Here is a 22960-nt window from a genome sequence, read left to right as displayed (position 1 = left end):
GGCAACAAGGGCGTCATCTCCAAGGTGCTGCCCGTGGAGGACATGCCGTTCCTCGAAGACGGCACCCCCGTCGACATCGTCCTCAACCCGCTCGGCGTCCCCGGCCGCATGAACGTCGGCCAGGTCCTCGAAACCCACCTCGGCTGGATCGCGGCCGAGGGCTGGGACATCAGCGGCGTGCAGGAGCAGTGGGCGCAGCGCCTGCGCGAGAGCGGCTTCGACCGTGTCGAGCCGCGCACCAACGTCGCCACGCCGGTCTTCGACGGTGCCAGCGAAGAGGAGATCATCGGTCTCCTGAGCAGCACCCGCGTCAACCGTGACGGTGACCGGAGGGTGCTGCCGAGCGGCAAGGCCCGGCTGTTCGACGGCCGGTCCGGTGAGCCGTTCCCGCACCCGATCTCGGTCGGCTACATCTACATCCTGAAGCTGCACCACCTGGTCGACGACAAGATCCACGCGCGTTCGACCGGCCCGTACTCCATGATCACCCAGCAGCCGCTCGGCGGTAAGGCCCAGTTCGGCGGCCAGCGCTTCGGTGAGATGGAAGTCTGGGCCCTTGAGGCCTACGGCGCCGCCTACGCGCTGCAGGAGCTGCTGACCATCAAGTCCGACGACGTCCTCGGCCGCGTCAAGGTCTACGAGGCCATCGTCAAGGGCGAGAACATCCCCGAGCCCGGCATTCCCGAGTCCTTCAAGGTCCTCATCAAGGAAATGCAGTCGCTGTGCCTCAACGTCGAGGTTCTCTCCAGCGACGGCATGTCCATCGAGATGCGCGACACCGACGAGGACGTCTTCCGCGCGGCGGAAGAGCTCGGCATCGACCTCTCGCGGCGTCCCAACGAAGGCGCCATGAACGTCGACGACATCTGACGAACGCCGGACCGGCCCGGCCCCCGCTCCCCTGCACCCAGGGGACGGGGGCCGGGCCGTCGTCATGTCAGACCACGGCGAAACGGCCACGGCATGGGCTTCGCCGCAACGGCCTGATCAGGGAACGCGCGCCGTCCAGGACGGGTCGGTGAACTTCTCGGCGGCGAGCTTCTCGGCCGCGCGGAGTTCGGCCTCGCTGAGCAGGTCGTCCGTGAGCCCGTACCGGGCGCGGAAGTGCTCGATCATCCGATCGATGATCTGTCCTCGCGGCAGGCCCGTCTGGCTGCGGAGCGGGTCGACCCGCTTCTGGGCGCTCGCGATGCCCCTGTCAGAGATCTTCTCGCGGCCGATCCTCAGCACCTGGGTCATCTTCGTCGCGTCGATGTCGTACGCCATGGTCACGTGGTGCAGGACGGCGCCCGCCGCGAGACGTTTCTGCGCCGCACCCGCGATCTTCCCGTTGGTGGAGGCGATGTCGTTCAGCGGCTGGTACCAGGCCTTGATCCCCAGGTCGCCGAGCGCTCCCAGCACCCAGTCGTCCAGGAAGGCGTAGCTCTCCGCGAACGACATGCCCGCCACGAGCGAGTCCGGCGCGTACAGCGAGTAGGTGATCGTGTTGCCGGGCTCCACGAACATCGCGCCGCCGCCGCTGATACGCCGCACCACGGTCACGCCGTGCCGCTCCGCCTGCTCCGCGTCCACCTCGTTCCGCAGGGACTGGAAGCTGCCGATGATCACGGACGGCCCGGCCCACTCCCACACCCGCAACGTGGGCGGGCGGCGCCCGGCACCGACCTCCCCGGCGAGCACCTGGTCGAGCGCCATGTGGAGCGCGGGATCCTGGGGTTCGGCGTGGACGAGCCGCCAGTCATGGTCGCGCCAGTCGGACGCGTGGGCCAGGGCGCGCCGTACGGCGATGCCGACGGCCTCCGCGGAGACTCCGAGCATCACCGTGTCCGCCGGCAGCGCGGCCCGCACCCGCGCGGCGAAGTCCTTCGCGTCGAGGCCGGCGGGCAGCCCTTCGAGAGCGGCGTTGATCAGGTCGAGCGCCTCGTCCGGTTCGAGGAAGAAGTCCCCGCTCACCCGCACGTCGCGCAGCAGCCCGTCCGCGACCTCCAGATCGACCGCCACGAGCTTCCCGCCCGGCACCTTGTATTCCCCTCGTGCGTACTCCCCGTGTGTCACACACAGAGTCAACCGCCCGCCACTCCCCCGGATTCCGAACGCCGCGCGGACGGGGTACGTCGCACGAGGGCTCCCGCCGGGTAACGTTTCGGAAAACGAAGCGGGTGAGGATCGATGGCGGCACCTACGCCGGGACGGCCGGTCCGGGGGTCGAGCACCGGGCGGCCCCTGATGGCCGCGCTCGACCTGTTCGGCAGGCGATGGACGCTCCGGATCGTGTGGGAGCTGAACGGCGGGCCGCAAGGTTTCCGGCCGTTGCAGCAGCGGTGCGACGGCATGTCGTCGAGCGTGCTCCGGCAACGCCTCGTCGAGCTGACCGAGGCGGGGGTCGTCGAGCAGAACGGCGAGGGGCGGTACACGCTGACCCCCCTCGGGCACGAGGCGCAGACCGCGCTGGAACCCCTGGCCGGATGGGCCGATCGCTGGGCGGCCACGCTGCCCGGCCAGGACTGACCCTTGTGCTTCTTTTTTCGAAGCAGCATAGTGATTCGAAAACCGAAGCATCCGAAGGGTCAAGCCCATGCCGCGCATCGAACCGCTCAGCCCGCCGTACACCCCCGAGATCGGGGACGCCCTCCGCAAGTGGATGCCTCCCGGCGTCCAGCAGGAGCCGCTCCAGCTCTTCCGGGTGCTCCACCGCGATCCCGAGCTGGCGTCGCGCATGCGCGTCCTGGGCGCCGGGCTGCTGGCACACGGAAAGCTCTCCGGCCTGGACCGCGAGATCGTCATCGCCCGTGCCTGCGCCCTCAGCGAATGCGAGTACGAGTGGGGCGTCCACGCGGCGGCCTTCGGCGACGCCGTCGGCCTGAGCGAGGAGCAGATCGAGGCCACCGTCACCGGGGACCCGGCCCCCTGGTCCCCCGCACAACGGCTGCTGCTCCAGGCCGTCGACGAGCTGCACACGAACGCGACGTTGTCGCAGGAAACCTGGGACGGGCTCGCCGGACGTTACGACGACGAGCAGATGCTGGAGTTCGTCGTGCTCGCGGGCTGGTACCGCACCATCGGACAGCTCATCAACGCCCTCGCCCTCGACCCCGAGCCCTGGGCCGCCCCCTGGCCCACCGCCCACCGACCCGAGCGCCGAGCTGAGCCCGCCTGAGCTATTTGTCCAGATGGGCGGCGGTTTCCTGGTCCGCAGGGTAGAAGGCTTCCACGGCTATCTCTTCGAGGGTGATGTCGAAGGCGGCGCCGAAGGTGGTGATGGTGGTGAAGAGGGAGAGCTCGGCGCCGCCGTGGCGGAGGCGGATGGGGAGGGCGATGTCGGCCGCGTCCACCGGAGGCAGGTCGCCGTCCTCGCCGTACGCGGAGAGTTCCTCGTAGAGGGCGCTCAGCTCGGGATCGCCGGTGAGGGTGACCTGGCGGGCCAGGCGGGGCAGCAGGAAGGCCCTGACCTGGGCGCGGTTGAGGAGGCGGGGCGCGAAGCCCCGCGGGTGCAGGCCGAGCCTCATCATGTTGATCGGAGGCTTGAGGAGCGCGGGGTCCACGCCCTCGAAGAAGACGTCCACCGCCGAGTTGGTGAGCAGGACGTTCCAGCGGCGGTCGACGGCGACGGCCGGGTAGGGCTCGTGGCCGCGCAGGACCCGTTCGACCGCTTCGAGGGCCTTGGCGAGGTCCGGATCGTCGAGGGGGCGTTGCGCGTAGACGGGCGCGTGGCCGGCTGCGACGAGGAGGCGGTTGCGCTCGCGGAGGGGCACGCCGAGGTGTTCGGCCAGGTGGAGGACCATCGCGCGGCTCGGGATCGTCCGGCCGGTCTCCACGAAGCTGACATGCCGCGCGGACACGTCCGCCTGGATCGCCAGGTCGAGCTGGCTGAGCCTGCGCCGGTGCCGCCACTCGCGCAGCAGCTCACCGACCGGCCGGTCGTCGGTCATGTCCCAGGTTGTATCCGATGCGGAGCGGGCCGTGCCATGACCAGGCTGGTAATCGACGGCGGCGCGGGCCGGTGTGAGTGTCGGGGACATGAGCGAACGCAACAAGGAATTCGTCGAACGTGTCTACAACGAGTTCGTCAACGGCAACATCCAGGTGTTGCGGGACACCCTGAAGGAGGACTTCATCGAGCACAGCCCGGGCAATCCGTCCGGCCGCGACGCCTTCGTCGAGTTCATCGCCGCGTCGCCGATCAGCGGCGCGCGGTTCGACCTCAAGCGGGTGATCGCGGACGAACGGCATGCCGTGGTGCATTACGAGATGACGCTCCCCGGCGCGGAACGCGGGGTCGCGGTGGTGGACATCTGGCGGATCGAGGACGGATTGATCGCCGAGCACTGGGACGTCCTCCAGCCCGTGCCGGACGCGTCGGAGATCCCGAACGGGATGTTCTGACCTGTGGGGCCGTCCCGCGCGGGACGGCCCCACCTCAGTTGCGGGCGACCTGGCGTTCGGTGGCCTCGATGTAGTCGGACAGGACCCGGCGAGTGCGGACGAGCAGGTCGATGTGCTCGTCCAGCCCGTTCAGGCGGGTCCGGAGCACGTCCATGAGCTCGGGGCAGGGCTCGAGGTCCGGGCCGGTGCCGGTGACGCAGGGCTGCAGGTACGCGATCTCCTCGGTCGACAGGCCCGCCCCCAGGAGCCGCCGGATCTGGATGACGGTCATGACGTCGCCGTCGGCGTACTCGCGGTAGCCGTTGCCGCCGCGGCCGGGCTTGAGCAGGCCCTGGGACTCGTAGTAGCGCAGCTGATGGGTGTTGACCCCGGTCCGCCGGCTCAGTTCCCCGATCAGCACGCCGGATTCCCCCTTGACCTTCATATCGGTATGAACGTTGACGATTCTTCCATGACTACCGAAAAGCACGATCACGCTAACGACACGACCCCGGTCACCGTCATCGGGCTGGGACTGATGGGCCAGGCGCTGGCGGGCGCGTTCCTGCGCGGCGGGCATCCCACGACCGTGTGGAACCGCACGGCGGCGAAGGCCGACGCGCTCGTCGCCGAGGGCGCGACGCTCGCCGGCTCGGTCGGCGACGCCGTGGCGGCGAGCCCGCTCGTGGTCGTCTGCGTCACCGACTACGACGCCGTGCACGGGCTCCTCGACCCGGTGGGCGACGCCCTGGCCGGCCGGACCCTGGTGAACCTGACCTCGGGCACCTCCGAAGGCGCCCGGCAGACCGCCGAGTGGGCGGCGCGGCAGGGCGCCACCTACCTGGACGGCGGGATCATGGCCGTGCCGCAGGGCATCGGGACGGCGGACGCGGCCCTGGTCTACAGCGGCCCGCGGGCGGCCTTCGACCGGTACGAGCCGGTCCTGGCGAATCTCGGCGCGACGAGCACGCACCTCGGCGAGGACCACGCCCTGTCGGCGCTGCACGAGATGGCGGTGGTGGGGCTGATGTGGAGCATCATGAACGGCTTCCTGCAAGGCGCCGCCATGCTCTCCGCCGCCGGGGTGTCCGCCTCGGCGTACGCTCCGATCGCGACGCTGGCCACCACCACCGTGAACGAGTGGCTGCCCGGGTACGCCCGGCAGATCGACGACGACGCCTACCCGCCCCTCGACGCCACCCTCGACACCCATCTGGCCGCGATGGAACACATGGTCCGCGAAGCCGAGGCGCTCGGCGTCAACACCGAGCTCCCGGCGTTCATCAAGGACCTGGCGGAACGGGGCGTCGCCGGCGGACACGGCGGCAACGGCTACCCGGCGCTGATCGAACAGTTCCGCAAGCCCCGCACCACCTGACCGGGCAGACCGACCGCCGAACGCAGGGCGGCCCCCGACGGCTGCACGTACACCTCGACGTCCGGCCGCAGGTTCCGACGCCGCGTACCGGCGAACGTACGGCTCCGCGTTCGCCCGCGGGCCTCGGCTAGTAGCCGGCCGCGCTCAGGGCGCGTTCGATCAGGCGGGGCACGCGTTGCGGGATGGGCCGCAGTTCGCCGTCGACCAGCTTGAACGGGTCGACCTGGCGGCTGCGGCCGTCCGGGCCCTCCACCACGACGACGTAGGTGGACTCGGGCGTCTTCTCCCAGTGCCCGCCGCGGCAGCGGATCAGGACCTCGGCCAGGTAGGCCGCGAGCTGGGTGTGCACCCAGACCCAGTCGTCGTCCTCCAGCTCCTCCAGCGGCAACCGGCGCACGAAGTCGTCCAGAAGGTGCTGGAAGGTCAGCGGATCATGGTCGAACGCGGACAAATCACCGTTCAAGCTCTTGACCATCGAACGGATGGCCTCATGCCCTCCAGCCGCCCACTCGCCCAGCTCATCGCCCACGTTCATCCGCAGCACGCTAACACCAGTCCGCGGATGCCGCGCCGTACGCGAGACGTCCGGTCTGACAGATGCGGCCCGGCGGTGGTTCAGCGGGCGGTGCCGGAACGCAGTGCCGCGATGAGCCATTCGAAGCTCGGCACGGCCGCCGGGTACGGGATCCCGCCATTGATGATCGTCAGCAGCTGCCAGTAGCGCTCCACCCGCGCGTCGGTGAACATCTCCAGCTGCTCCAGGATCCGGGCCCGGTGGCCGGCCGGCGTGTCCGGGGGCACGATGCGGTCCAGGACCGCCCGGCCCTCCGCCGAGCCGGGCGCGATCCCCTCGGCCAGGGCACGTCCGGCGTGTTCGGCGACCGCGTGGTGGTCCGGGCCGTACTCCAGCTCGTCGGCTCCGTCGCCGGCGACGGCCATGGCGCGCACCCGTTCGCGGAAGTCGTCGTCGGCGACGAGCTCGCCCAGCTCGACCCAGGCGTCCACCTGTTCGGGCGCCGGCTCGGCGGGCAGTTCGGCGGGCATCCGCCGCATGCTGCCGGCGATGCCCATCGCCGGCGACTCGGGATCGACGCCCGCCACGACGTACCGGACGAAGTCGTCGATGATCTGCTGCCGCTCCTGGGCGGACATCCGGGCCAGCCTGTGCATGAGTAGCGTCTCCTCCACGGTGCTCGCACGTTGCGCGATGGTGCTGAGCACGGCGCGGCGTACGCGCAGCAGCCGGATCTCCGCGTCGAGCGCGGCGACGTGCGCGGTCGCCACCTCGGCGACGGTGGCCGCGTTCGACAGGACGGCCTCCACCACGTCCAGGCCGAGCCCCAGCTCGCGCAGGGTCCGGACCAGGTCGAGGCGGCCCACCGCCTCGGCGTCGTAGAGGCGGTATCCGCCCGCGGACCGTCCGGCGGGCGGGACGAGCCCCGCGTCCGACCAGAACCGGACCGTACGGGCGGACACCCCGCACCGGCGTGCGAGCTGCCCGATCGTGAACAACTCCGCGTTCGTGCTCATGAGGAAGACCCTGCACCTTCCAGCCACTGGAACCTCAAGCCCCGCCGGCCGATCACCTGGCGCCTCCCAGGAGAACATGTCGAGCCCGGTCAGGTCGCTGGACAGATCCCAGAGCCGCGCCGCCTCACCGGCGTCCGTGGCCCACGGCTTGACGCCGCCGACGAGCATGTCGCCGGTGCCGGCCGGCTCCGTGACGTCGCAGTCCTGGCAGTACGCGCCGCCGTGGTCGTCGAGCAGGGGCGAGGTGACCGCCCACACGGCGGCCGCCGCCCCCTGCGCGGGGGACTTGAAACCCTTCGCCCGCTCGCCGTCCGGGGTGACCCAGCCCTGTGCGATCCGCTCCTCGCGCGGGACGCGCCGTCGCAGCGGCGTGAGAATGCTGCCCGGATGCACCGCGAAGGCGCGCAGCCCGGCGCCGGCGCCGAGCGCGTCCAGCCTCAGCGCGAAGAGCGCGTTCGCGGTCTTCGACTGCGCGTACGCCCGCCACCGGTCGTAGCCGCCCCGGAAGTGCACGTCCTCCCACCTCATGCCCGAGAGGAAGCGTCCGGACGACGACACCGACACCACGCGCGCGCCGCTCGGCGCCAGGGCGGGGCGGAGGCGGTTGACCAGCGCGAAGTGCCCCAGGTGGTTGACGGCGAAGTGCGCCTCCCAGCCCGGCCCGAGCCGCGTCTCAGGGCACGGCATGATCCCGGCGCTGTTGACGATGACGTCGAGCGTCCGGCCGGACTCCAGGAACCGTTCCGCGAACGCCCGAACGCCGTCCAGGTCGCCGAGGTCGAGCTCGCCGACCTCGGCGAGTCCCGGCCAGGGCCGCGCGGGCCTGATCCGGCCTGCGCGCGGGGACGTACACGTGCGTCCCGGCACCGGCGAGGGCGCGCGCGGTCTCCAGCCCGAGCCGCGAACAGCCGCCGGTCACCAGCGTCGAGACCGTCGTCCGCGGTGGAGCCGGCGCCGAACCCGGAGCCGAGCCTCTGCTGTGCTGCCATGCCCCCGGCCGTAGAAGCCGGAGTCGACTCCAGGCCAAGCCCAGGACCGACGAGCTCCGCACCCCTCTGGAGATCATCCACAACGCTGAGGGGGAACGGGCCGGAGCCCGTTCCCCCTCAGTGCCTATGGCCGGATCACTCAGCGGCCTGGAGCCAGATCAGCTGCAGCCGCTGGTGGAGCCGCAGCCCTCGCAGACGTAGCAGCTGCCGGCCGGGCGCATCTTCGTGCCGCAGGTGAGGCACAGCGGCGCGTCCGCCGTACGGCCCTGGCGGCTCTCGATGACCTCCATCGAGGAGTGCGCCTCCGGGGCCGGGATCGCGGCCGGAGCCGCTGCGGCCGGGGCGGCCGGCCGGGTGATCTCCGCGGACTGGGCCAGCGTCTCGTGCGCGACCTCGTCCTCGGCGTGCAGGGTGGCCGGGTCCTCGCCGTTCGCCTGCATCGCACGCTCCTCGGCTGTGAAGATGCCGAGCTCGGAGCGCTCGTCGAACGGCAGGTGGTCGAGCGCCAGGCGACGGAAGATGTAGTCCATCACCGAGGTCGCCATGCGGATGTCCGGGTCGTCGGTCATGCCGGCGGGCTCGAACCGCAGGTTGGTGAACTTCTCGACCCAGGTCTCCAGCGGCACGCCGTACTGGAGGCTGATGGAGATCGCCATGGAGAACGCGTCCATCACGCCGGCCAGGGTCGAGCCCTGCTTGCCGAGCTTGAGGAACACCTCGCCGAGACCGTCGTCCGGGTAGGACGAGGCGGTCATGTAACCCTCGGCGCCGCCGACCGAGAAGCGGGTCACCGTGGCCGGGCGCTGCTTGGGCAGACGCTTGCGGACGGGGCGCGCCGGGGCCGCGGCGACGGCCTCGACGGCGGCCGTCTCGGTCTTGGCGTCGGTCTTGCTGCCCGCGACCGAAAGGGGCTGGCCGACCTTGCAGTTGTCGCGGTAGATCGCCAGCGCCTTGAGGCCGAGCTTCCAGCCCTCGTAGTAGACCTTCTCGATGTCCTCGATGGTCGCCTGCTCCGGCATGTTGACCGTCTTGGAGATCGCGCCGGACAGGAACGGCTGGACGGCCGCCATCATCCGGACGTGGCCCATCGGGCTGATCGCGCGCTCGCCCATCGCGCAGTCGAACACCTCGTAGTGCTCGGGCCGCAGCCCGGGCGCGTCCACGACGTGGCCGTTCTCCGAGATGTACTCGACGATCGCCTCGATCTGCTCCTGCTGGTAGCCGAGCTGCTCCAGGGCCCGCGGCACCGTGTGGTTGACGATCTGCATGGAGCCGCCGCCGACGAGCTTCTTGAACTTCATCAGCGCCAGGTCCGGCTCGATGCCGGTGGTGTCGCAGTCCATCATCAGGCCGATGGTGCCGGTCGGCGCGAGCAGCGAGGCCTGCGCGTTGCGGTAACCGTGCTTCTCGCCGGCCTTGAGGCACTCCTGCCACTGCCTGGTCGCGGCGGCGTGGATGGACTTGTCCATCACATCCAGCGTGCGGACCTCGTCGTTGGCCGCGGCGTGCTTGCGCATGACGCGCTTGTGCGCCTCGGCGTTGCGCGCGTAACCCTCGTACGGCCCGACGACGCCGGCGAGCTCGGCGGAACGGCGGTAGGCGACGCCGGTCATCAGCGAGGTGATCGCGGCGGCGAGGGAGCGGCCGCCCTCGGAGTCGTACGCGTGGCCGGTCGCCATGAGCAGCGCGCCGAGGTTGGCGTAGCCGATGCCCAGCTGGCGGTAGTCGCGCGTCGTCTCGCCGATCTTCTCGGTCGGGAAGTCGGCGAACGTGATGGACGCGTCCATCGCGGTGATGATCAGCTCGGTCAGCTTGACGAACTTCTCGGTGTCGAACGTGCCGTCCGCGCCGAGGAACTTCAGCAGGTTGATGCTGGCGAGGTTGCAGGAGGAGTTGTCGAGGCTCATGTACTCCGAGCACGGGTTGGACGCGGTGATGCGGCCCGACTCGGGGTTGGTGTGCCAGTCGTTGATCGTGTCGTCGTACTGGATGCCCGGGTCGGCGCACTCCCACGCCGCCTTGGCCAGCAACCGGAACAGGTCCTTGGCCTGGATGGTCTCGATGACGTCGCCGGTCAGCCGCCCCCGCAGCGCGAACTCGCCGTCAGCCTCGTACGCGCGCATGAACTCGTCCGACACCCGGATCGAGTTGTTGGCGTTCTGGTACTGGACGCTGACGATGTCCTTGCCGCCCAGGTCCATGTCGAACCCGGCGTCCCGCAGTGCGCGGATCTTGTCTTCCTCGCGCGCCTTGGTCTGGATGAACTCGGCCACGTCCGGGTGGTCGACGTCCAGCACGACCATCTTGGCCGCGCGCCGCGTCGCGCCGCCCGACTTGATCGTCCCCGCCGAGGCGTCGGCGCCGCGCATGAACGAGACCGGCCCGCTGGCGGTGCCGCCGGACGACAGCAGCTCCTTGCTGGAACGGATGCGGGACAGGTTGACACCCGAGCCCGAGCCGCCCTTGAAGATCGTGCCCTCTTCCTTGTACCACTCCAGGATCGACTCCATGGAGTCGTCCACGGAGAGGATGAAACAGGCCGACACCTGCTGCGGCGACTTGGTGCCGACGTTGAACCACACCGGGGAGTTGAAGCTGAACATCTGGTGGACCAGCGAGTACTTCAGCTCGTGGTCGAAGATCTCCGCGTCCAGGTCCGAGGCGAAGTAGCCGTTCTGCAGACCCGTGTCGACGTACATCTTGACGACCCGGTCGACCAGCTGCTTCAGGCTCCACTCCCGCTGCGGCGTGCCCACCGCGCCGCGGAAGTACTTGGACGTGACGATGTTCGCCGCGTTCAAGGACCAGAACTCGGGAAACTCCACCCCGCGCTGCTCGAAGTTGACCGAGCCGTCGCGCCAGTTGGTCATGACCACGTCGCGACGTTCCCAGCGGATCTCGTCGTACGGATGCACGCCGGGCGTGGTGAAAATGCGCTCGACCTTCAGCCCCTTGCGGCCCCCCTTGCCGCGTCGAGCAGCACCGCTCACCGTCTCCGTCATGACACTCCCCCTCTCGGGCCCTCCCGCTGGGCCCTGTCCAGGATTAACCCCGCTCACCAGCCCGTTCATCCCGGGCTCGAGCGCTTTCAACTGTCTGCTGGATCAGCTTCTAGCGAAGTTCGGGTTCCCCCGAGGAACCCGCCTTGCGCAATGAGTCGATCTCCTTGGCGAAGTCGTCCAGCGACTCGAAGCCCCGGTACACCGAGGCGAATCGCAGATAGGCGACCTCGTCCAGTTCGCCGAGCGGCCCCAGGATGGCCAGGCCGATCTCGTGCGACGGGATCTCAGCCACCCCGGTCGCCCTGATCGCCTCTTCCACCCGCTGGCCCAGCTTGGCGAGCGCATCCTCGTCCACCGGGCGGCCCTGACAGGCCCTGCGCACCCCAGCGATGATCTTCTCCCGGGAGAACGGCTCGGTGACCCCGCTGCGCTTGGCCACCATCTGAAGCACGTTCTCCTGCGTGGTGAATCGTTTGCCGCACTCCGGGCACGACCGCCGCCGCCTGATCGCGGCACCGTCGTCCGTGGAACGGCTGTCGATCACCCGGCTGTCGGGGTTACGGCAGAACGGGCAGTGCACCGCGTTCCCTCCTCCCCTGACAGTTGGAAAAACAACCGCCACAAGAACACAACTTGTGGTTAATGACATCCGTGTAACTACTAGATGTTGTGGTCAACCGTAGAGGCGCCAGAGGGCCTTCGCAACCTCGTCGGAGGGCCCCACGCGTAGACCCTGGTCACATCGAGCCTCCCGCGTCCCACCCCGGCGTGTCGCGCCTTCCACCCGTCCTGACCTGCGCCATCGAACGCCCGCGGCACCCGGCCCCGAACCCCCGTCCGGACGGGCGCGCGCGACGGGCCCGACCCCCGGACCCCCCAAGAATCAGGCCCTCCCGCACGCTGGTCACGATCAGGTCACGATCACCTGCCGGGCGAGGCGCGCGGTCACACTCCGACGGGCCTGGGAGTGGACGCTCGGCCCCTTGGGCTGGGTGCCGCTCCTGATGAAGACGAACGCGCCCGCGACATAGAGCGACCGGGCGCCCGCCCGCACGAGCGAATCCACGTCACCGGACGGCGCCAGCGTCATCACCGTGGACGTCTTCCCCGTGGCCAGGTCGTTCCCCTGTACCTCGGCGGCGCTCCCCCTCCGCCCGGACGTCCTGGACGCGACCGAGTCCTGAACGACGATCAGGCGCCCACCGTCGACCCTGACCGGGAAGACCCGCTCGCTCCTGGCGCCGCTCTCCCACTTCCGATCACCGCTCCTCAGGTCGTACGCGACGATGGGGACCGCCCCCGCCCGCCCGCCCTTGTGACCGACCCTGACGAACAGCGTGGACTCCTCGACCAGCGCGCCACGGCACCAGGTCACCCGCCCCGGCCCGCACCTGGTCGAGTCGTCGACGGCGAGCAGTATGCGCACGCGCTCCTTGCGGCTCACCGGAGATGTGTGACGGCTGGTAGTGGAGGCGGATGCGGCATGACGGCAGGCGCGGCGTGAGGGCAGGCCAGGAAGCACAGCAGGAGGGTAAAGCGTCGGGCTGAATCATAGGGATGGACGCGGCGTGCGTGGCGAAAGCAGGAGGTAGACACCGCGCGGCATGGAGGGCGCGGCATGGAGGGCGCGGCGCGGCGGTGTGGGTGGGGCGGCGCGAGGGTGGGCGCGGCCAGATAGCACGGCCGGGAGGCGCGGGGCACGGCCGGGAGGCGCGGGGCACGGCCGGGAGGCGCGGGGCACGGCCGGGAGGCGCGGGGCACGGCCGGGAGGCGCGGGGCACGGCATGGACGGCGCGGCGATGTGGGTGGGGCGGCGCGAGGGTGGGCGCGGCCGGGAGGCGCGGCCGGGGGCGCGGGGGCGATGGGGGGTGGCGTGGGGGGTGGCGTGGGGGGTGTTGGCGTGCGTGGGGGTGGGCGCGGTGCGGGTGGGGTGGGGCGCACCGCGCCTTTCGGGTGCGGGGGGTCAGCGGGCGGGGAGCTTGAGGGTTTGGCCGGGCTGGACGATGGCTTCGCCCAGGCCGTTGAGGTCGATGATGCGTTGGACGGTGCGGCGGGGGTCGGCCTCTGGGGAGTGGCGGGAGGCGATGACCCAGAGGGTGTCGCCGGGCTCGACGACCACGGTCTGTAGGCGGTCGGGGCGGGCGGGTTCGTTGTCGTCGCCGGCGCGGGCGCCCGGTCCGGCGGTGAGCCAGAAGAGGACGAGCAGGACGCTCGCGACGAAAGTGGTCAGGACGATACGACCCCTCCGGGTCAGCCTAACTCCTGTCGAACCCGCGTAAACCGCCATCTTTGGCCCCCCAGCCATCGATCTTCGAATGGATTTTCGATCGAACGTGTGTACGATGTTCTACCGCATGACACCGACAAAACGCGAGCACTTTCTTCGAACAATTGTTTGATCATCCCGTCCGGACGCGATAACGTTCCATGACAAGGAGTGACGGATCGAAGCGCCGGGAGGCGACCAGCGATGAGCAAGGTCCGGGAGTTGCCCGATGGGCCGATGGACGAGAGCGGCCTCACCCAGCGGCAGCGCATGGTGCTCGAGGTGATCCGCGACTCGGTCCAGCGCCGCGGCTACCCTCCGTCGATGCGCGAGATCGGCGAGGCGGTCGGTCTCACCAGCACGTCCAGCGTGTCGCACCAGCTGCGCGCGCTGCAGCGCAAGGGGTTCCTGCGCCGTGACCCCAACCGCCCGCGCGCGGTCGAGGTGCGGGTGCCGGGCGCCACGCCGGTGCTCACCGAGGGCGACGCGTACGAGGCGGTCGGCTCGGAGTCCTCGTCCCGTCCCGCCCCTGCCTACGTGCCGCTCGTCGGGCGGATCGCCGCCGGTGGGCCGATCCTGGCCGAGGAGGCCGTGGAGGACGTGTTCACGCTGCCCAAGCAGCTCGTGGGCGAGGGCACGCACTTCCTGCTGAAGGTCTCCGGTGACTCGATGATCGAGGCAGCGATCGCCGACGGCGACTGGGTGGTCGTGCGCCAGCAGCCGGTGGCCGAGCAGGGCGACATCGTGGCAGCCATGATCGACGGCGAGGCGACGGTCAAGACGTTCAAGCGCAAGGACGGCCACATCTGGCTCATGCCGGCCAACTCCGCGTACGAGCCGATCCCCGGTGACGAGGCCTCGGTGCTCGGCCGCGTCGTGGCGGTCCTGCGCAAGATGTAGTCAGCTGAAGTCGTTGGTGCCCTGCCTGGCGAGCGGCCGGGTGGCCTTCCACTGGCCGACGTCGAGCAGCCGGGACCGTTCGGCGATCCGGCGCAGGGCGGCGACGGCGTCATCGTCCATCGGTGCCCCGCTGTAGCCGACGATCGCCACGACGCCCAGCGCCGGTTCCCAGGCGAGGACACCGTTGCCGCCGAAGGCGCCGCTGACGACGGCGGGCTTCCCGTTCACCTTGCCCGCGGGGCGCGCGTCCGCCTCGTACAGGCGGTCCTCCAGGCCGCCGCAGATCGCGCCGCTGAGGTACACCAGCCCGTCTCCGAGGGACGCGCCCTCGCCGAGATCGGCCGCGTCAAAGCGGGCGTTCCGGACCACGCGTGAACGGTACGGGTTGTCGACGAGCGCCTCGAAGCCCTTCACCGGCGCGACCACGGGCCGGCCTCCGGTAACGGTCGTCGCGGCGGCGATGCGGGCGAGGTCGGCGTCCGGCAGGTCACCGCGCACCCGCGCCCAGGCGTCCACGGCCTTCCAGACGATCACCCCCTTGGCGGCGCGGCCCGGCGCGCCGCCCACGGTGACCTCGCGGGCGAGGTTCGGCTCGGCACGGGGAACGTGATGACCGCGCCGTGCCGCCCCAGCGAGCCGTCCTTGCGGCGGACGACCACCGTCCACGCACCCGCGGCGGCACGCTGGTCGATGGTGTCGTGCGTGCCCCCGATGTCGACGTTCGTGACCACGACGCCGGGCGGCTCGGCAGGGTCGATCTCCGCGTCCGGCCCGTCCGGCACCCTGGTCACCGCCGGCAGGGTGTTCCTGACCGGCGGCGACTCCGTCGGACGCTGCGCGGGATCGTCGCCGCCGCCGAACAGAAGGCGCAACCCTCCGGTGACCAGCAGGACCAGCACCACGAGGGCGATCAGGACCTGCGAACGCGAGAACTCGCGCCCGGGGCCCGGGCCGGAGCCGGAGCCCGGATCACGGCCACCGCTGAGAACGTCCGCCATGCCCGCAATCGTCCTTGCCGATCACCCCCGAGGACAACCCCGGCCCCGCGGCTCGGCGCCGCCTTACCCGGGGACGATGTTGACGATCTTGGGGACGCGGACGATGACGCGGCGCGGGGGCGTTCCTCCCAGGACTTCCTGGATCTTGGGGCTGGCCAGGGCCAGCGCCTCCAGGTCGGCCTCGGTGATGTCGGGCGAGACCTCCAGGCGGTCCTTGACCTTGCCGGCGACCTGGACGACGCAGGTGACCGACTCCTGGATCAGCAGGGCGGGCTCGGGCGTCGGCCAGCCGGCCGTGGCGACCGGCGCGGCGCGGCCCAGCAGCGACCAGGCGTCCTCCGCGGTGTACGGGGCGAACAGCGACAGGATGACCGCGATCGTCTCGGCCGCCTCGCGGACGGCCGGGTCGGCGGCGCCGGGACCGGAGTCGATGGCCTTGCGGGTGGCGTTGACCAGCTCCATCGTCCGGGCGATCGCGACGTTGAAGCGGTGCGACTCGACCAGGGTGGTGGCCTCGGCGATGGTCCGGTGGGTGACGCGGCGCAGGTCGACGGAGCCGGCCGAGGCGTCGGCGCCGGGCTCGGTCGCGACCTCGGACGCGATGCGGTGCACGCGCGACAGGAACTTGGACATGGCCTGCGGCGACACGTCCGCCCAGTCGATGTCGTCCTCCGGCGGCCCGGAGAACAACATGGCCAGCCGCACGACGTCGACACCGAACTCGCCGATCTGCTCGCCCAGGTCGACCAGGTTGCCGGTGGACTTCGACATGCCCTTGCCGTCCAGGATCACCTGGCCCTGGTTGAGCAGGCGCGTGAACGGCTCGGTGAAGTCGACCATGCCCATGTCGAACAGCACCTTGGTGAAGAACCGGCTGTACAGCAGGTGCAGGATGGCGTGCTCGACGCCGCCGGTGTACTGGTCGACCGGCATCCACCGGCGGACCTGCTCGACGTCGAACGGGCCCTCGGTGTAGTCCGGCGAGCAGTAGCGGAAGTAGTACCAGGACGAGTCGACGAACGTGTCCATGGTGTCGGTGTCGCGCTTGGCGGCGCCGCCGCACTTGGGGCACTCCACGTTCACCCAGTCGGCGGCCGCGGCCAGCGGCGAGGTGCCCTTGGGCGCCAGGTCGGCGCCGCGCAGGTCGTCGGGCAGGCGGACGGGCAGCTGCTCGTCCGGCACCGGGACCTCGCCGCACGCCTCGCAGTGGACGATCGGGATCGGGCAGCCCCAGAAACGCTGCCGCGAGACCAGCCAGTCGCGCAGCCGGAAGTTGACCGAGGCCTTGCCCAGGCCCTTGGCGGCCAGCACCTCGGTGATGCGGGTGATCGCCTCGGCCTTGGCCAGGCCCTCGATCGCCGGGGAGTTGACGATGCGGCCGTCGCCGGCGGTGGCCACGCCGGTCAGGGCCGGGTCGGCCTCGCCGGTCTCGACGACCGTGCGGACGGGCAGTCCGAACTTCAGCGCGAAGTCCAGGTCGCGCTGGTCGTGCGCGGGCACCGCCATGATCGCGCCGTGCCCGTACTCGGCCAGGACGTAGTCGGACGCCCAGACCGGGATGCGCTCGCCGTTGACCGGGTTGATCGCGTGCCGGCCCAGGAAGACGCCGGTCTTCTCACGTTCGGTGGACAGCCGTTCGATCTCGCTCTCGCGCGAGACCTCGTCGCGGTACGCCTCGAACGCGGCGCGCTGCTCGGGCGCGACGATCTCCTCGGCCAGCTCGGCGTCGGCGGCGACGACCATGAACGTGGCGCCGTACAGCGTGTCGGGCCGGGTGGTGTAGACGGTGACGGGGGCGTCGCGGCCCTCGATCACGAAGTCGACGTCGGCGCCGGTGGAACGGCCGATCCAGTTGCGCTGCATCAGCAGGACGCGCTCGGGCCAGTTGCCCTCCAGCTGCTTCATGTCCTCCAGCAGCCGGTCCGCATAGTCAGTGATCTTGAAGTACCACTGGGTCAGGACGCGCTTCTCGACCAGGGCGCCGCAGCGCTCGCAGTGGCCGCCCACGACCTGCTCGTTGGCCAGCACGGTCTGGTCGTTGGGGCACCAGTTGACCTGGCCGCCCTTGCGGTAGGCCAGCCCGCGCTCGTAGAAGCGCAGGAACAGCCACTGCGTCCACCGGTAGTACTCGGGGTCGGAGGTGTGCAGGCGGCGCGACCAGTCGAACGAGGGCGCGTAGCGCTTGAACGACGCGGCCTGCGTGTCGATGTTGGCGTACGTCCACTCCGCCGGGTGCGAGTCGCGCTTGATCGCGGCGTTCTCGGCGGGCAGGCCGAACGAGTCCCAGCCGATGGGGTGCAGCACGTTGTAGCCGCGCTGGAACCAGTAGCGGGCCGGCACGTCGCCGATGGCGAACGCCTCGGCGTGGCCCATGTGCAGGTCACCGGACGGGTAGGGGAACATGTCCAGCGCGTAGCGCCGCTCCCGGTCGTCGTCCGCGCCCTTGCCCTCGGCCCCGGCCTTGCCCTCGGCGGCCTTGAACGGGTCGAGCTCCGCCCACCGGGCCTGCCACTTGTCCTGAACCGCCCGGGGGTCGTACTGCTCGTCGCTGCTCACGGTCGCTACTCCGGTCCTGTCCTGCCGTCCGACAACTGTCTAGGAGCTGTCCCACTGCTGTCGCTGCCGCTGTCTTTTACTGCCGTTTGCCAATGATGCCGTTACTGCCGTCTGCTGCTGCACGAGATCGCTGCGGCTTGCCTGCCATTCCCGATGGAGGCGGGCCCTGCACATGAAGAGACCCCTCGCGCAGGAGGGGTCGCCGCGTCAACGCCGTCAGGTCAACGCGGCGGGCTAAGAAGCAACCGGGCTCGCATACCCCAAGACTAGCGCAGCGGCAAGGGACGAAGCCGCCCCATTGATCCCCCGCCACCCCGAAGCCCCGCTATTGGAGGCTCTCCAGGGGCCATCCGCGGGGCTTTGGAAGCGCCTCCGGGGGCACTGGGGGACGCCTGTGGGGGCCTCAGGGGCGTTCTCGGGAATGGCGTCGGCGGGCGCGTTTGGCGCGTTCCTTGCTGGGCGGTGGGCTCGGCGGGCCTCCGATCGGCGGGCGAATCTGAACATTCCGGGGCCCTCTCCCCCTTCGCCAAAGATCGTTGTGGCGCGGCACAAGGACAGGCGGTCCAAGCCGGGCGCGATCACAAAGATGCACGTCATCCGGGGCGGAAAGGGTGACATGCCGCACCCCCGGTGGGCCAATATTGGGCGAATCGCTCGTAGACTCGCCAGTAATAACCGCTTGGCGACAAAAGCCCCGTGCGCGAGGAGTGCCATGCTCAACCTCTCCGTCCTGCTCGAAGACGCAGCCCGGGAGACGCCGGATCGCGAAGCCCTGGTCTTCGGGGACCTGCGGCTCTCGTACTCGTTCGTCGACAATGTCGCCAACCAGGTCGCCAACCTGCTGGTGTCGCGGGGCATCAAGCCGGGTGACAAGGTCGCCCTCTCCAGCCCGAACCTCCCGTACTTCCCGATGATCTACTTCGGCGCGCTCAAGGCCGGAGCGGTCGTCGTGCCGCTGAACGTGCTCCTCAAGCCGCGCGAGATCGCCTACCACCTCGGCGACTCGGACGCGAAGGCCTTCTTCTGCTTCGAGGGCACGCCCGAACTGCCGCTGGGCGAGGCCGGCCACGCCGGGTACGAGCAGTCCTCCGAGTGCGAGCACTTCTTCCTGCTCCCCGCGAGCCTGGCCACCACCGAGTCGCCGATCGAGGGCGCCGAGCTCTTCTGGGCCGCCCTGGGAGACCAGCCCGCCACGTTCGAGTCGGTCCAGACCGACCCGGCCGACACCGCCGTGATCATCTACACCAGCGGGACCACCGGCCAGCCCAAGGGCGCCGAGCTGTCGCACAGCAACCTGCTCACGAACGCCATGATCGACGACACGCTCTTCGCCAAGACCCTGCACGACACGTCCCTGGTCACGCTGCCGCTGTTCCACATCTTCGGGCAGACCTGCGTGATGAACGTGAGCATGTACCGCCGCGCCACGCAGGTGCTGCTGCCGCGGTTCGACGCCAAGCAGGCGGTCGAGCTCATGGTCAAGGAGAAGGTCAACATCTTCGCCGGCGTCCCCACCATGTACTGGGGGCTGCTCACCGACGACACCTCCGCGGACGACGTCGCGTCCATCCGCGAGAACCTGCGCGTGGCCGTCTCCGGCGGCGCCGCGCTGCCGCTCGAGGTGCTCAAGGGCATCAAGGAGAAGTTCGGCGTCGACGTCCTGGAGGGCTACGGCCTGTCCGAGACCTCGCCGGTCGCCTCGTTCAACCGTCCCGACCGCCCCACCAAGGCCGGCTCGGTCGGCCTGCCCATCTGGGGTGTCGAGATGAAGCTGATCGACGAGGACTGGAAGGAGATCGAGGGCGAGGGCCCCGGAGAGATCGCCGTCCGCGGCCACAACATCATGAAGGGGTACTACAAGCGCCCCGAGGCCACCGCGGAGTCCATCAAGGACGGCTGGTTCCGTACCGGTGACGTCGCCAAGCGGGACGAGGACGGCTACTACTTCATCATCGACCGCTCCAAGGACATGATCATCCGCGGTGGCTTCAACGTCTACCCGCGGGAGCTCGAAGAGGTCCTGATGACCCACCCGCAGGTCTCCCTGGCCGCGGTCGTCGGCGTCCCGCACGACTCGCACGGCGAGGAGGTCAAGGCGTACATCATCCGTACCCCGGACGCCACCATCACCGAGGACGAGCTGATCGCCTGGGGCAAGGAGAACTTCGCCAACTACAAGTACCCGCGCATCATCGAGTTCCGCGACGAGCTTCCGATGACCGCCACCGGCAAGATCCTCAAGCGCGAACTCCGCTAACACGCAACCCCGGCAGCCTCCCTAAGAGAGCGCCGATCTCGCCCGAACGGGGCCTTCAGAACCGGGGGCCCTGCAGAACGCGGGCCCTGCAGAACGGGGCCCAGCAGAACGGGGCCCAACGTAACTCCGTACAGCCCGAGCCGCGGCGCACTACCCAGTGCGCCGCGGCTCAGCGCATCACGCCGACTATCCAGGTACGTCACGCCAGCCACTCAGCGTCATGCCTGCTGACCCGGCGTCCTGCCTGCTGGCTCAGCACGCCGTCCACTCGGCGCAGCTCGTCACCCCGACTGCCCCAGCCCGTCCTACCGGCGAACGCCGCGCCGTACCGGCCGACTCAGCACGTCACTCCGACCGGCCCAGGGCGTCGCCTCGTTACGCCGGCTGGCGCAGGCGTCGTGCCAACAGGTTCAGCGCGTCGCGCGCTCAGTGCGTCGTCCCAGTTGGCCCAGGGCGTCATGTCCCCGGGTCAGCAGGTCACACGAGTTGGCTGGTGCGCCGCATTGGCCAGTGCGTTGGATCAGGTGACTCAATACATCGTGCGAGGGGCCAGCTCGTCATGCGCCCGCCCGCTCGGGACCTCACGCCAACTTGCCCAGCGCGTACGGACCAGATGGCTCGGCGCGTCGCACCGGCTCGCTCAATGCGTCGCACCGGCTCGCTCAGTGCGTCATGACCTCGGCCCAGGTCGTCAGGCCAGTTGATTCAGGGCGGGTGATGCCGGGTGGGCTCGTTGTTTCGTGGCAGGTGGCTCAGGGCGTGGGTTGGGGCGGTGTGTCGCGGGGGCTGGTCAGTGGGTGGTCAGGTCTTGTGTGCCTACCACGCGCAGGAGTTTCAGGGACTCGTGCGCGGGGGTTCCTGGTGCGGCGGTGTAGAGGATGACCTTCTGGTCCTTGTCCGGGACCAGGAGGACGTCGCAGTGGAGTTCCATCTCGCCGACCACCGGGTGGATCATGCGCTTGGTGCTGCTTCGCCTGATTTCCACGCGCCGTTCGGCCCACAGACGGCGGAACAGGCCGCTTCTGGTGGTCAGTTCCGCGACCAGGTCCCGGATGCCCGGGTCTCCCGGATAGCGCCCGGCTGCGGCGCGCAGGTCGGCCACGCTGTCGCGGGCGAACGCCAGGAAGTCCGGGTCCTGCTCTAGCAACGCGTCGGTCTCGGCGTCGAAGAACCACCTGATCATGTTGCGGTCGCGGAGCTCCAGCGCCGAGAAGTCGGTGATCAGCCCGGCGGCCATCGTGTTCCAGGCGAGCACGTCGTATTCGGCGCTCAGCACGTACGCCGGGGTGTCGTCCAAGCGGTCCAGGAGATGGAGGATGCCTGCGGGTACGTCGTGCGGCGGCCCGGCGGGCGTTCCGGCCATCTCGCCCGCGACGTTGTGGAGGTACGCGCGTTCGTCGTCGGTCAGTCGCAGGGCCCGGGCCAGGGCCGCGAGGATCTGCCGGGACGGGCGGGGGCCTCTCCCCTGCTCCAGCCGGATGTAGTAGTCGACCGACATCCCCGCCAGTTGCGCGACCTCCTCGCGCCGCAGGCCGGGTGCTCGGCGGCGGGACCCGGCCGAGAGTCCCACGTCCTGCGGGCGGATCCCGTCGCGCCGCGAGCGCAGGAACGCGGCCAGTTCCTTCCTGTCCACGTTCCTCCTTCTGTCGCCGTTCCTGCTGTGTCGACGTTCAACAGTGTCCCCCACCGGCGCTGAGGGCGCGCTCCTCCAGGGTGGTATCGCTGGTCCCAGCCTTGGGCGGTCTCTCCCTGCGGGTGGCCCGGCGCCCCACGCTGGGCTGCATGACTAACGCACTCATCACCGGCGCGAACAAGGGCATCGGCTTCGAGACGGCCCGCCAGCTGGGCGCCCAGGGGATCTCGATCATCGTTGGAGCCCGGTCCGCCGAACGGGGCGAGAAGGCGGCCGCCGAGCTCGCCGCGGAGGGCATCGACGCACGTTTCGTCCGGCTGGACGTGACGGACGAGGCCTCCATCCAGGACGCGGCCGCGCAGATCACGTCCCTCGACATCTTGATCAACAACGCGGGGATCGCCCCCGTCGAAGCCTCCGTGGCGCCCAGCGCCTTGTCGCTCGCGGCGCTCCGTCGGACGTACGACACCAACGTGTTCGGGGTGGTCGCGGTGACCAACACGATGCTCCCGCTCCTGCGTCGCTCCCCCGCGGGCCGCATCGTGAACCTCTCCAGCGAGCTGGGCTCCCTGGCGATCCTCGCCGACCCCGACAGCCCGTTCTTTCCGTTCAACCTGCTGGCTTACAACTCGTCCAAGACCGCCCTGAACGGCGTCACGCTCGCCTACGCCAAGGAACTCGCCGACACTCCGATCAAGGTGAACGCCGCGAATCCGGGGTACTGCGCCACCGACCTCAACGCCCACACCGGGCCTCGTAGCGCCGCCCAGGGCGCCGCCGAGGTCGTTCGCCTGGCCACCCTGCCCGCCGATGGTCCCACCGGTACCTTCTCCGGCGTCTACGAGGAGCGCGCCGCCACCGTTCTGCCCTGGTGACCGCCCGTGACCGCCCCTGCCCTGACCAACTCTTCCCGGCGATCGACTCTGCTCTGGTGACCGGTTCTGCTCCGGCGACCGGCCCTCCCCCGGCGACCGGCCCCCCTCCGGCGACCGGCTCTGCTCCGGCGACCGGCCCTCCCCCGGCGACCGGCCCCCCTCCGGCGACCGGCTCTGCTCCGGCGACCGGCCCTCCCCCGGCGACCGGCCCCCC

The 22960-nt window shown here is 70.2% G+C and carries 20 protein-coding genes and 1 pseudogene; 8 read left to right on the top strand and 13 right to left on the bottom strand.

Features of this window, described 5'->3' with window-relative positions; all coding sequences use genetic code 11:
• A pseudogene (locus ABZ810_RS47220) lies at positions 1-870 on the top strand (DNA-directed RNA polymerase subunit beta); the annotation flags it as partial.
• A gap of 117 nt (positions 871-987) precedes the next feature.
• Here the strand turns inward: ABZ810_RS47220 and ABZ810_RS47215 are convergent.
• The gene (locus tag ABZ810_RS47215; protein WP_358415271.1) at positions 988-2019 is read right to left on the bottom strand and encodes a biotin/lipoate A/B protein ligase family protein; all 1032 of its coding nucleotides are present in this window, start codon (positions 2017-2019) and stop codon (positions 988-990) included.
• A gap of 150 nt (positions 2020-2169) precedes the next feature.
• Here ABZ810_RS47215 and ABZ810_RS47210 point away from each other — a divergent pair, with 150 nt between their 5' ends.
• Together ABZ810_RS47210 and ABZ810_RS47205 are read left to right on the top strand one after the other, a co-directional pair.
• Positions 2170-2508, top strand: coding sequence for a helix-turn-helix domain-containing protein (locus ABZ810_RS47210; RefSeq protein ID WP_358415269.1), 339 nt, complete (start codon positions 2170-2172; stop codon positions 2506-2508).
• A gap of 67 nt (positions 2509-2575) precedes the next feature.
• Positions 2576-3157, top strand: coding sequence for a carboxymuconolactone decarboxylase family protein (locus ABZ810_RS47205; RefSeq protein ID WP_358415267.1), 582 nt, complete (start codon positions 2576-2578; stop codon positions 3155-3157).
• A 1-nt stretch (position 3158) separates the two neighbouring features.
• On the opposite strand, the gene ABZ810_RS47200 is transcribed toward ABZ810_RS47205, so the two are convergent.
• Positions 3159-3929: a helix-turn-helix transcriptional regulator gene (locus ABZ810_RS47200; RefSeq protein ID WP_358415264.1), complete on the bottom strand. Its 771-nt coding sequence runs from the start codon at positions 3927-3929 to the stop codon at positions 3159-3161.
• Positions 3930-4017: 88 nt separating this feature from the next.
• Here ABZ810_RS47200 and ABZ810_RS47195 point away from each other — a divergent pair, with 88 nt between their 5' ends.
• Positions 4018-4383 carry a nuclear transport factor 2 family protein gene (locus tag ABZ810_RS47195; protein ID WP_358415261.1) on the top strand — a complete coding sequence of 122 codons (366 nt, stop codon included), beginning with the start codon at positions 4018-4020 and terminating at the stop codon, positions 4381-4383.
• A 34-nt stretch (positions 4384-4417) separates the two neighbouring features.
• Here the strand turns inward: ABZ810_RS47195 and ABZ810_RS47190 are convergent, their stop codons facing one another.
• Positions 4418-4807 (bottom strand): MerR family transcriptional regulator, encoded by a 390-nt coding sequence (locus ABZ810_RS47190; RefSeq protein WP_358415258.1) that lies wholly within the window; start codon positions 4805-4807, stop codon positions 4418-4420.
• Between the two features lie 27 nt (positions 4808-4834).
• Between ABZ810_RS47190 and ABZ810_RS47185 the strand changes: the two genes are divergently transcribed.
• Positions 4835-5740 carry an NAD(P)-binding domain-containing protein gene (locus tag ABZ810_RS47185; RefSeq protein WP_358415255.1) on the top strand — a complete coding sequence of 302 codons (906 nt, stop codon included), beginning with the start codon at positions 4835-4837 and terminating at the stop codon, positions 5738-5740.
• A gap of 127 nt (positions 5741-5867) precedes the next feature.
• Here ABZ810_RS47185 and ABZ810_RS47180 read toward each other — a convergent pair whose 3' ends face one another.
• The 6 genes from ABZ810_RS47180 to ABZ810_RS47155 form a co-directional block, all read right to left on the bottom strand.
• The gene (locus ABZ810_RS47180) at positions 5868-6275 is read right to left on the bottom strand and encodes a hypothetical protein (protein ID WP_358415252.1); all 408 of its coding nucleotides are present in this window, start codon (positions 6273-6275) and stop codon (positions 5868-5870) included.
• Between the two features lie 80 nt (positions 6276-6355).
• Complete coding sequence (locus tag ABZ810_RS47175; protein WP_358415249.1) at positions 6356-8137, bottom strand: SDR family NAD(P)-dependent oxidoreductase; 1782 nt, start codon at positions 8135-8137, stop codon at positions 6356-6358.
• Between the two features lie 280 nt (positions 8138-8417).
• Positions 8418-11261: a vitamin B12-dependent ribonucleotide reductase gene (locus ABZ810_RS47170; RefSeq protein WP_358415246.1), complete on the bottom strand. Its 2844-nt coding sequence runs from the start codon at positions 11259-11261 to the stop codon at positions 8418-8420.
• A gap of 109 nt (positions 11262-11370) precedes the next feature.
• Positions 11371-11841, bottom strand: coding sequence for a transcriptional regulator NrdR (nrdR, locus tag ABZ810_RS47165; RefSeq protein WP_358415243.1), 471 nt, complete (start codon positions 11839-11841; stop codon positions 11371-11373).
• Between the two features lie 330 nt (positions 11842-12171).
• Positions 12172-12705, bottom strand: coding sequence for a hypothetical protein (locus tag ABZ810_RS47160; protein ID WP_358415240.1), 534 nt, complete (start codon positions 12703-12705; stop codon positions 12172-12174).
• Between the two features lie 519 nt (positions 12706-13224).
• Complete coding sequence (locus ABZ810_RS47155; protein WP_358415237.1) at positions 13225-13548, bottom strand: LysM peptidoglycan-binding domain-containing protein; 324 nt, start codon at positions 13546-13548, stop codon at positions 13225-13227.
• 183 nt (positions 13549-13731) lie between these two features.
• Between ABZ810_RS47155 and lexA the strand changes: the two genes are divergently transcribed.
• Complete coding sequence (lexA, locus tag ABZ810_RS47150) at positions 13732-14427, top strand: transcriptional repressor LexA (RefSeq protein WP_358415234.1); 696 nt, start codon at positions 13732-13734, stop codon at positions 14425-14427.
• Here lexA and ABZ810_RS47145 read toward each other — a convergent pair whose 3' ends face one another.
• From ABZ810_RS47145 to leuS, 3 genes are all read right to left on the bottom strand, one after another.
• Positions 14428-14994, bottom strand: coding sequence for a hypothetical protein (locus ABZ810_RS47145; protein ID WP_358415231.1), 567 nt, complete (start codon positions 14992-14994; stop codon positions 14428-14430).
• Positions 14958-15425 carry a hypothetical protein gene (locus ABZ810_RS47140; protein ID WP_358415229.1) on the bottom strand — a complete coding sequence of 156 codons (468 nt, stop codon included), beginning with the start codon at positions 15423-15425 and terminating at the stop codon, positions 14958-14960. The genes ABZ810_RS47145 and ABZ810_RS47140 overlap by 37 nt, the downstream gene beginning before the upstream one ends.
• 63 nt (positions 15426-15488) lie before the next feature.
• Positions 15489-17981 (bottom strand): leucine--tRNA ligase, encoded by a 2493-nt coding sequence (gene leuS, locus ABZ810_RS47135; RefSeq protein WP_358415226.1) that lies wholly within the window; start codon positions 17979-17981, stop codon positions 15489-15491.
• Positions 17982-18693: 712 nt separating this feature from the next.
• On the opposite strand from leuS, the gene ABZ810_RS47130 reads away from it, so the two are divergent.
• Positions 18694-20238, top strand: a complete 1545-nt coding sequence (locus ABZ810_RS47130; RefSeq protein WP_358415224.1) for a long-chain fatty acid--CoA ligase — start codon at positions 18694-18696, stop codon at positions 20236-20238.
• A 790-nt stretch (positions 20239-21028) separates the two neighbouring features.
• On the opposite strand, the gene ABZ810_RS47125 is transcribed toward ABZ810_RS47130, so the two are convergent.
• Positions 21029-21871: a helix-turn-helix transcriptional regulator gene (locus ABZ810_RS47125; RefSeq protein WP_358415222.1), complete on the bottom strand. Its 843-nt coding sequence runs from the start codon at positions 21869-21871 to the stop codon at positions 21029-21031.
• A gap of 149 nt (positions 21872-22020) precedes the next feature.
• Here ABZ810_RS47125 and ABZ810_RS47120 point away from each other — a divergent pair, with 149 nt between their 5' ends.
• On the top strand, positions 22021-22746 hold the full coding sequence (locus ABZ810_RS47120) for an SDR family oxidoreductase (protein WP_358415219.1): 726 nt from the start codon (positions 22021-22023) through the stop codon (positions 22744-22746).
• Positions 22747-22960: the final 214 nt, after the last annotated feature.

Origin of the sequence: Spirillospora sp. NPDC047279 (assembly GCF_040643285.1) — a bacterium.
Taxonomy (GTDB): Bacteria; Actinomycetota; Actinomycetes; order Streptosporangiales; family Streptosporangiaceae; genus Spirillospora.
The sequence above is the reverse complement of the archived record's forward strand: the minus strand, read 5'-3'. Positions and strand labels throughout refer to the sequence as shown.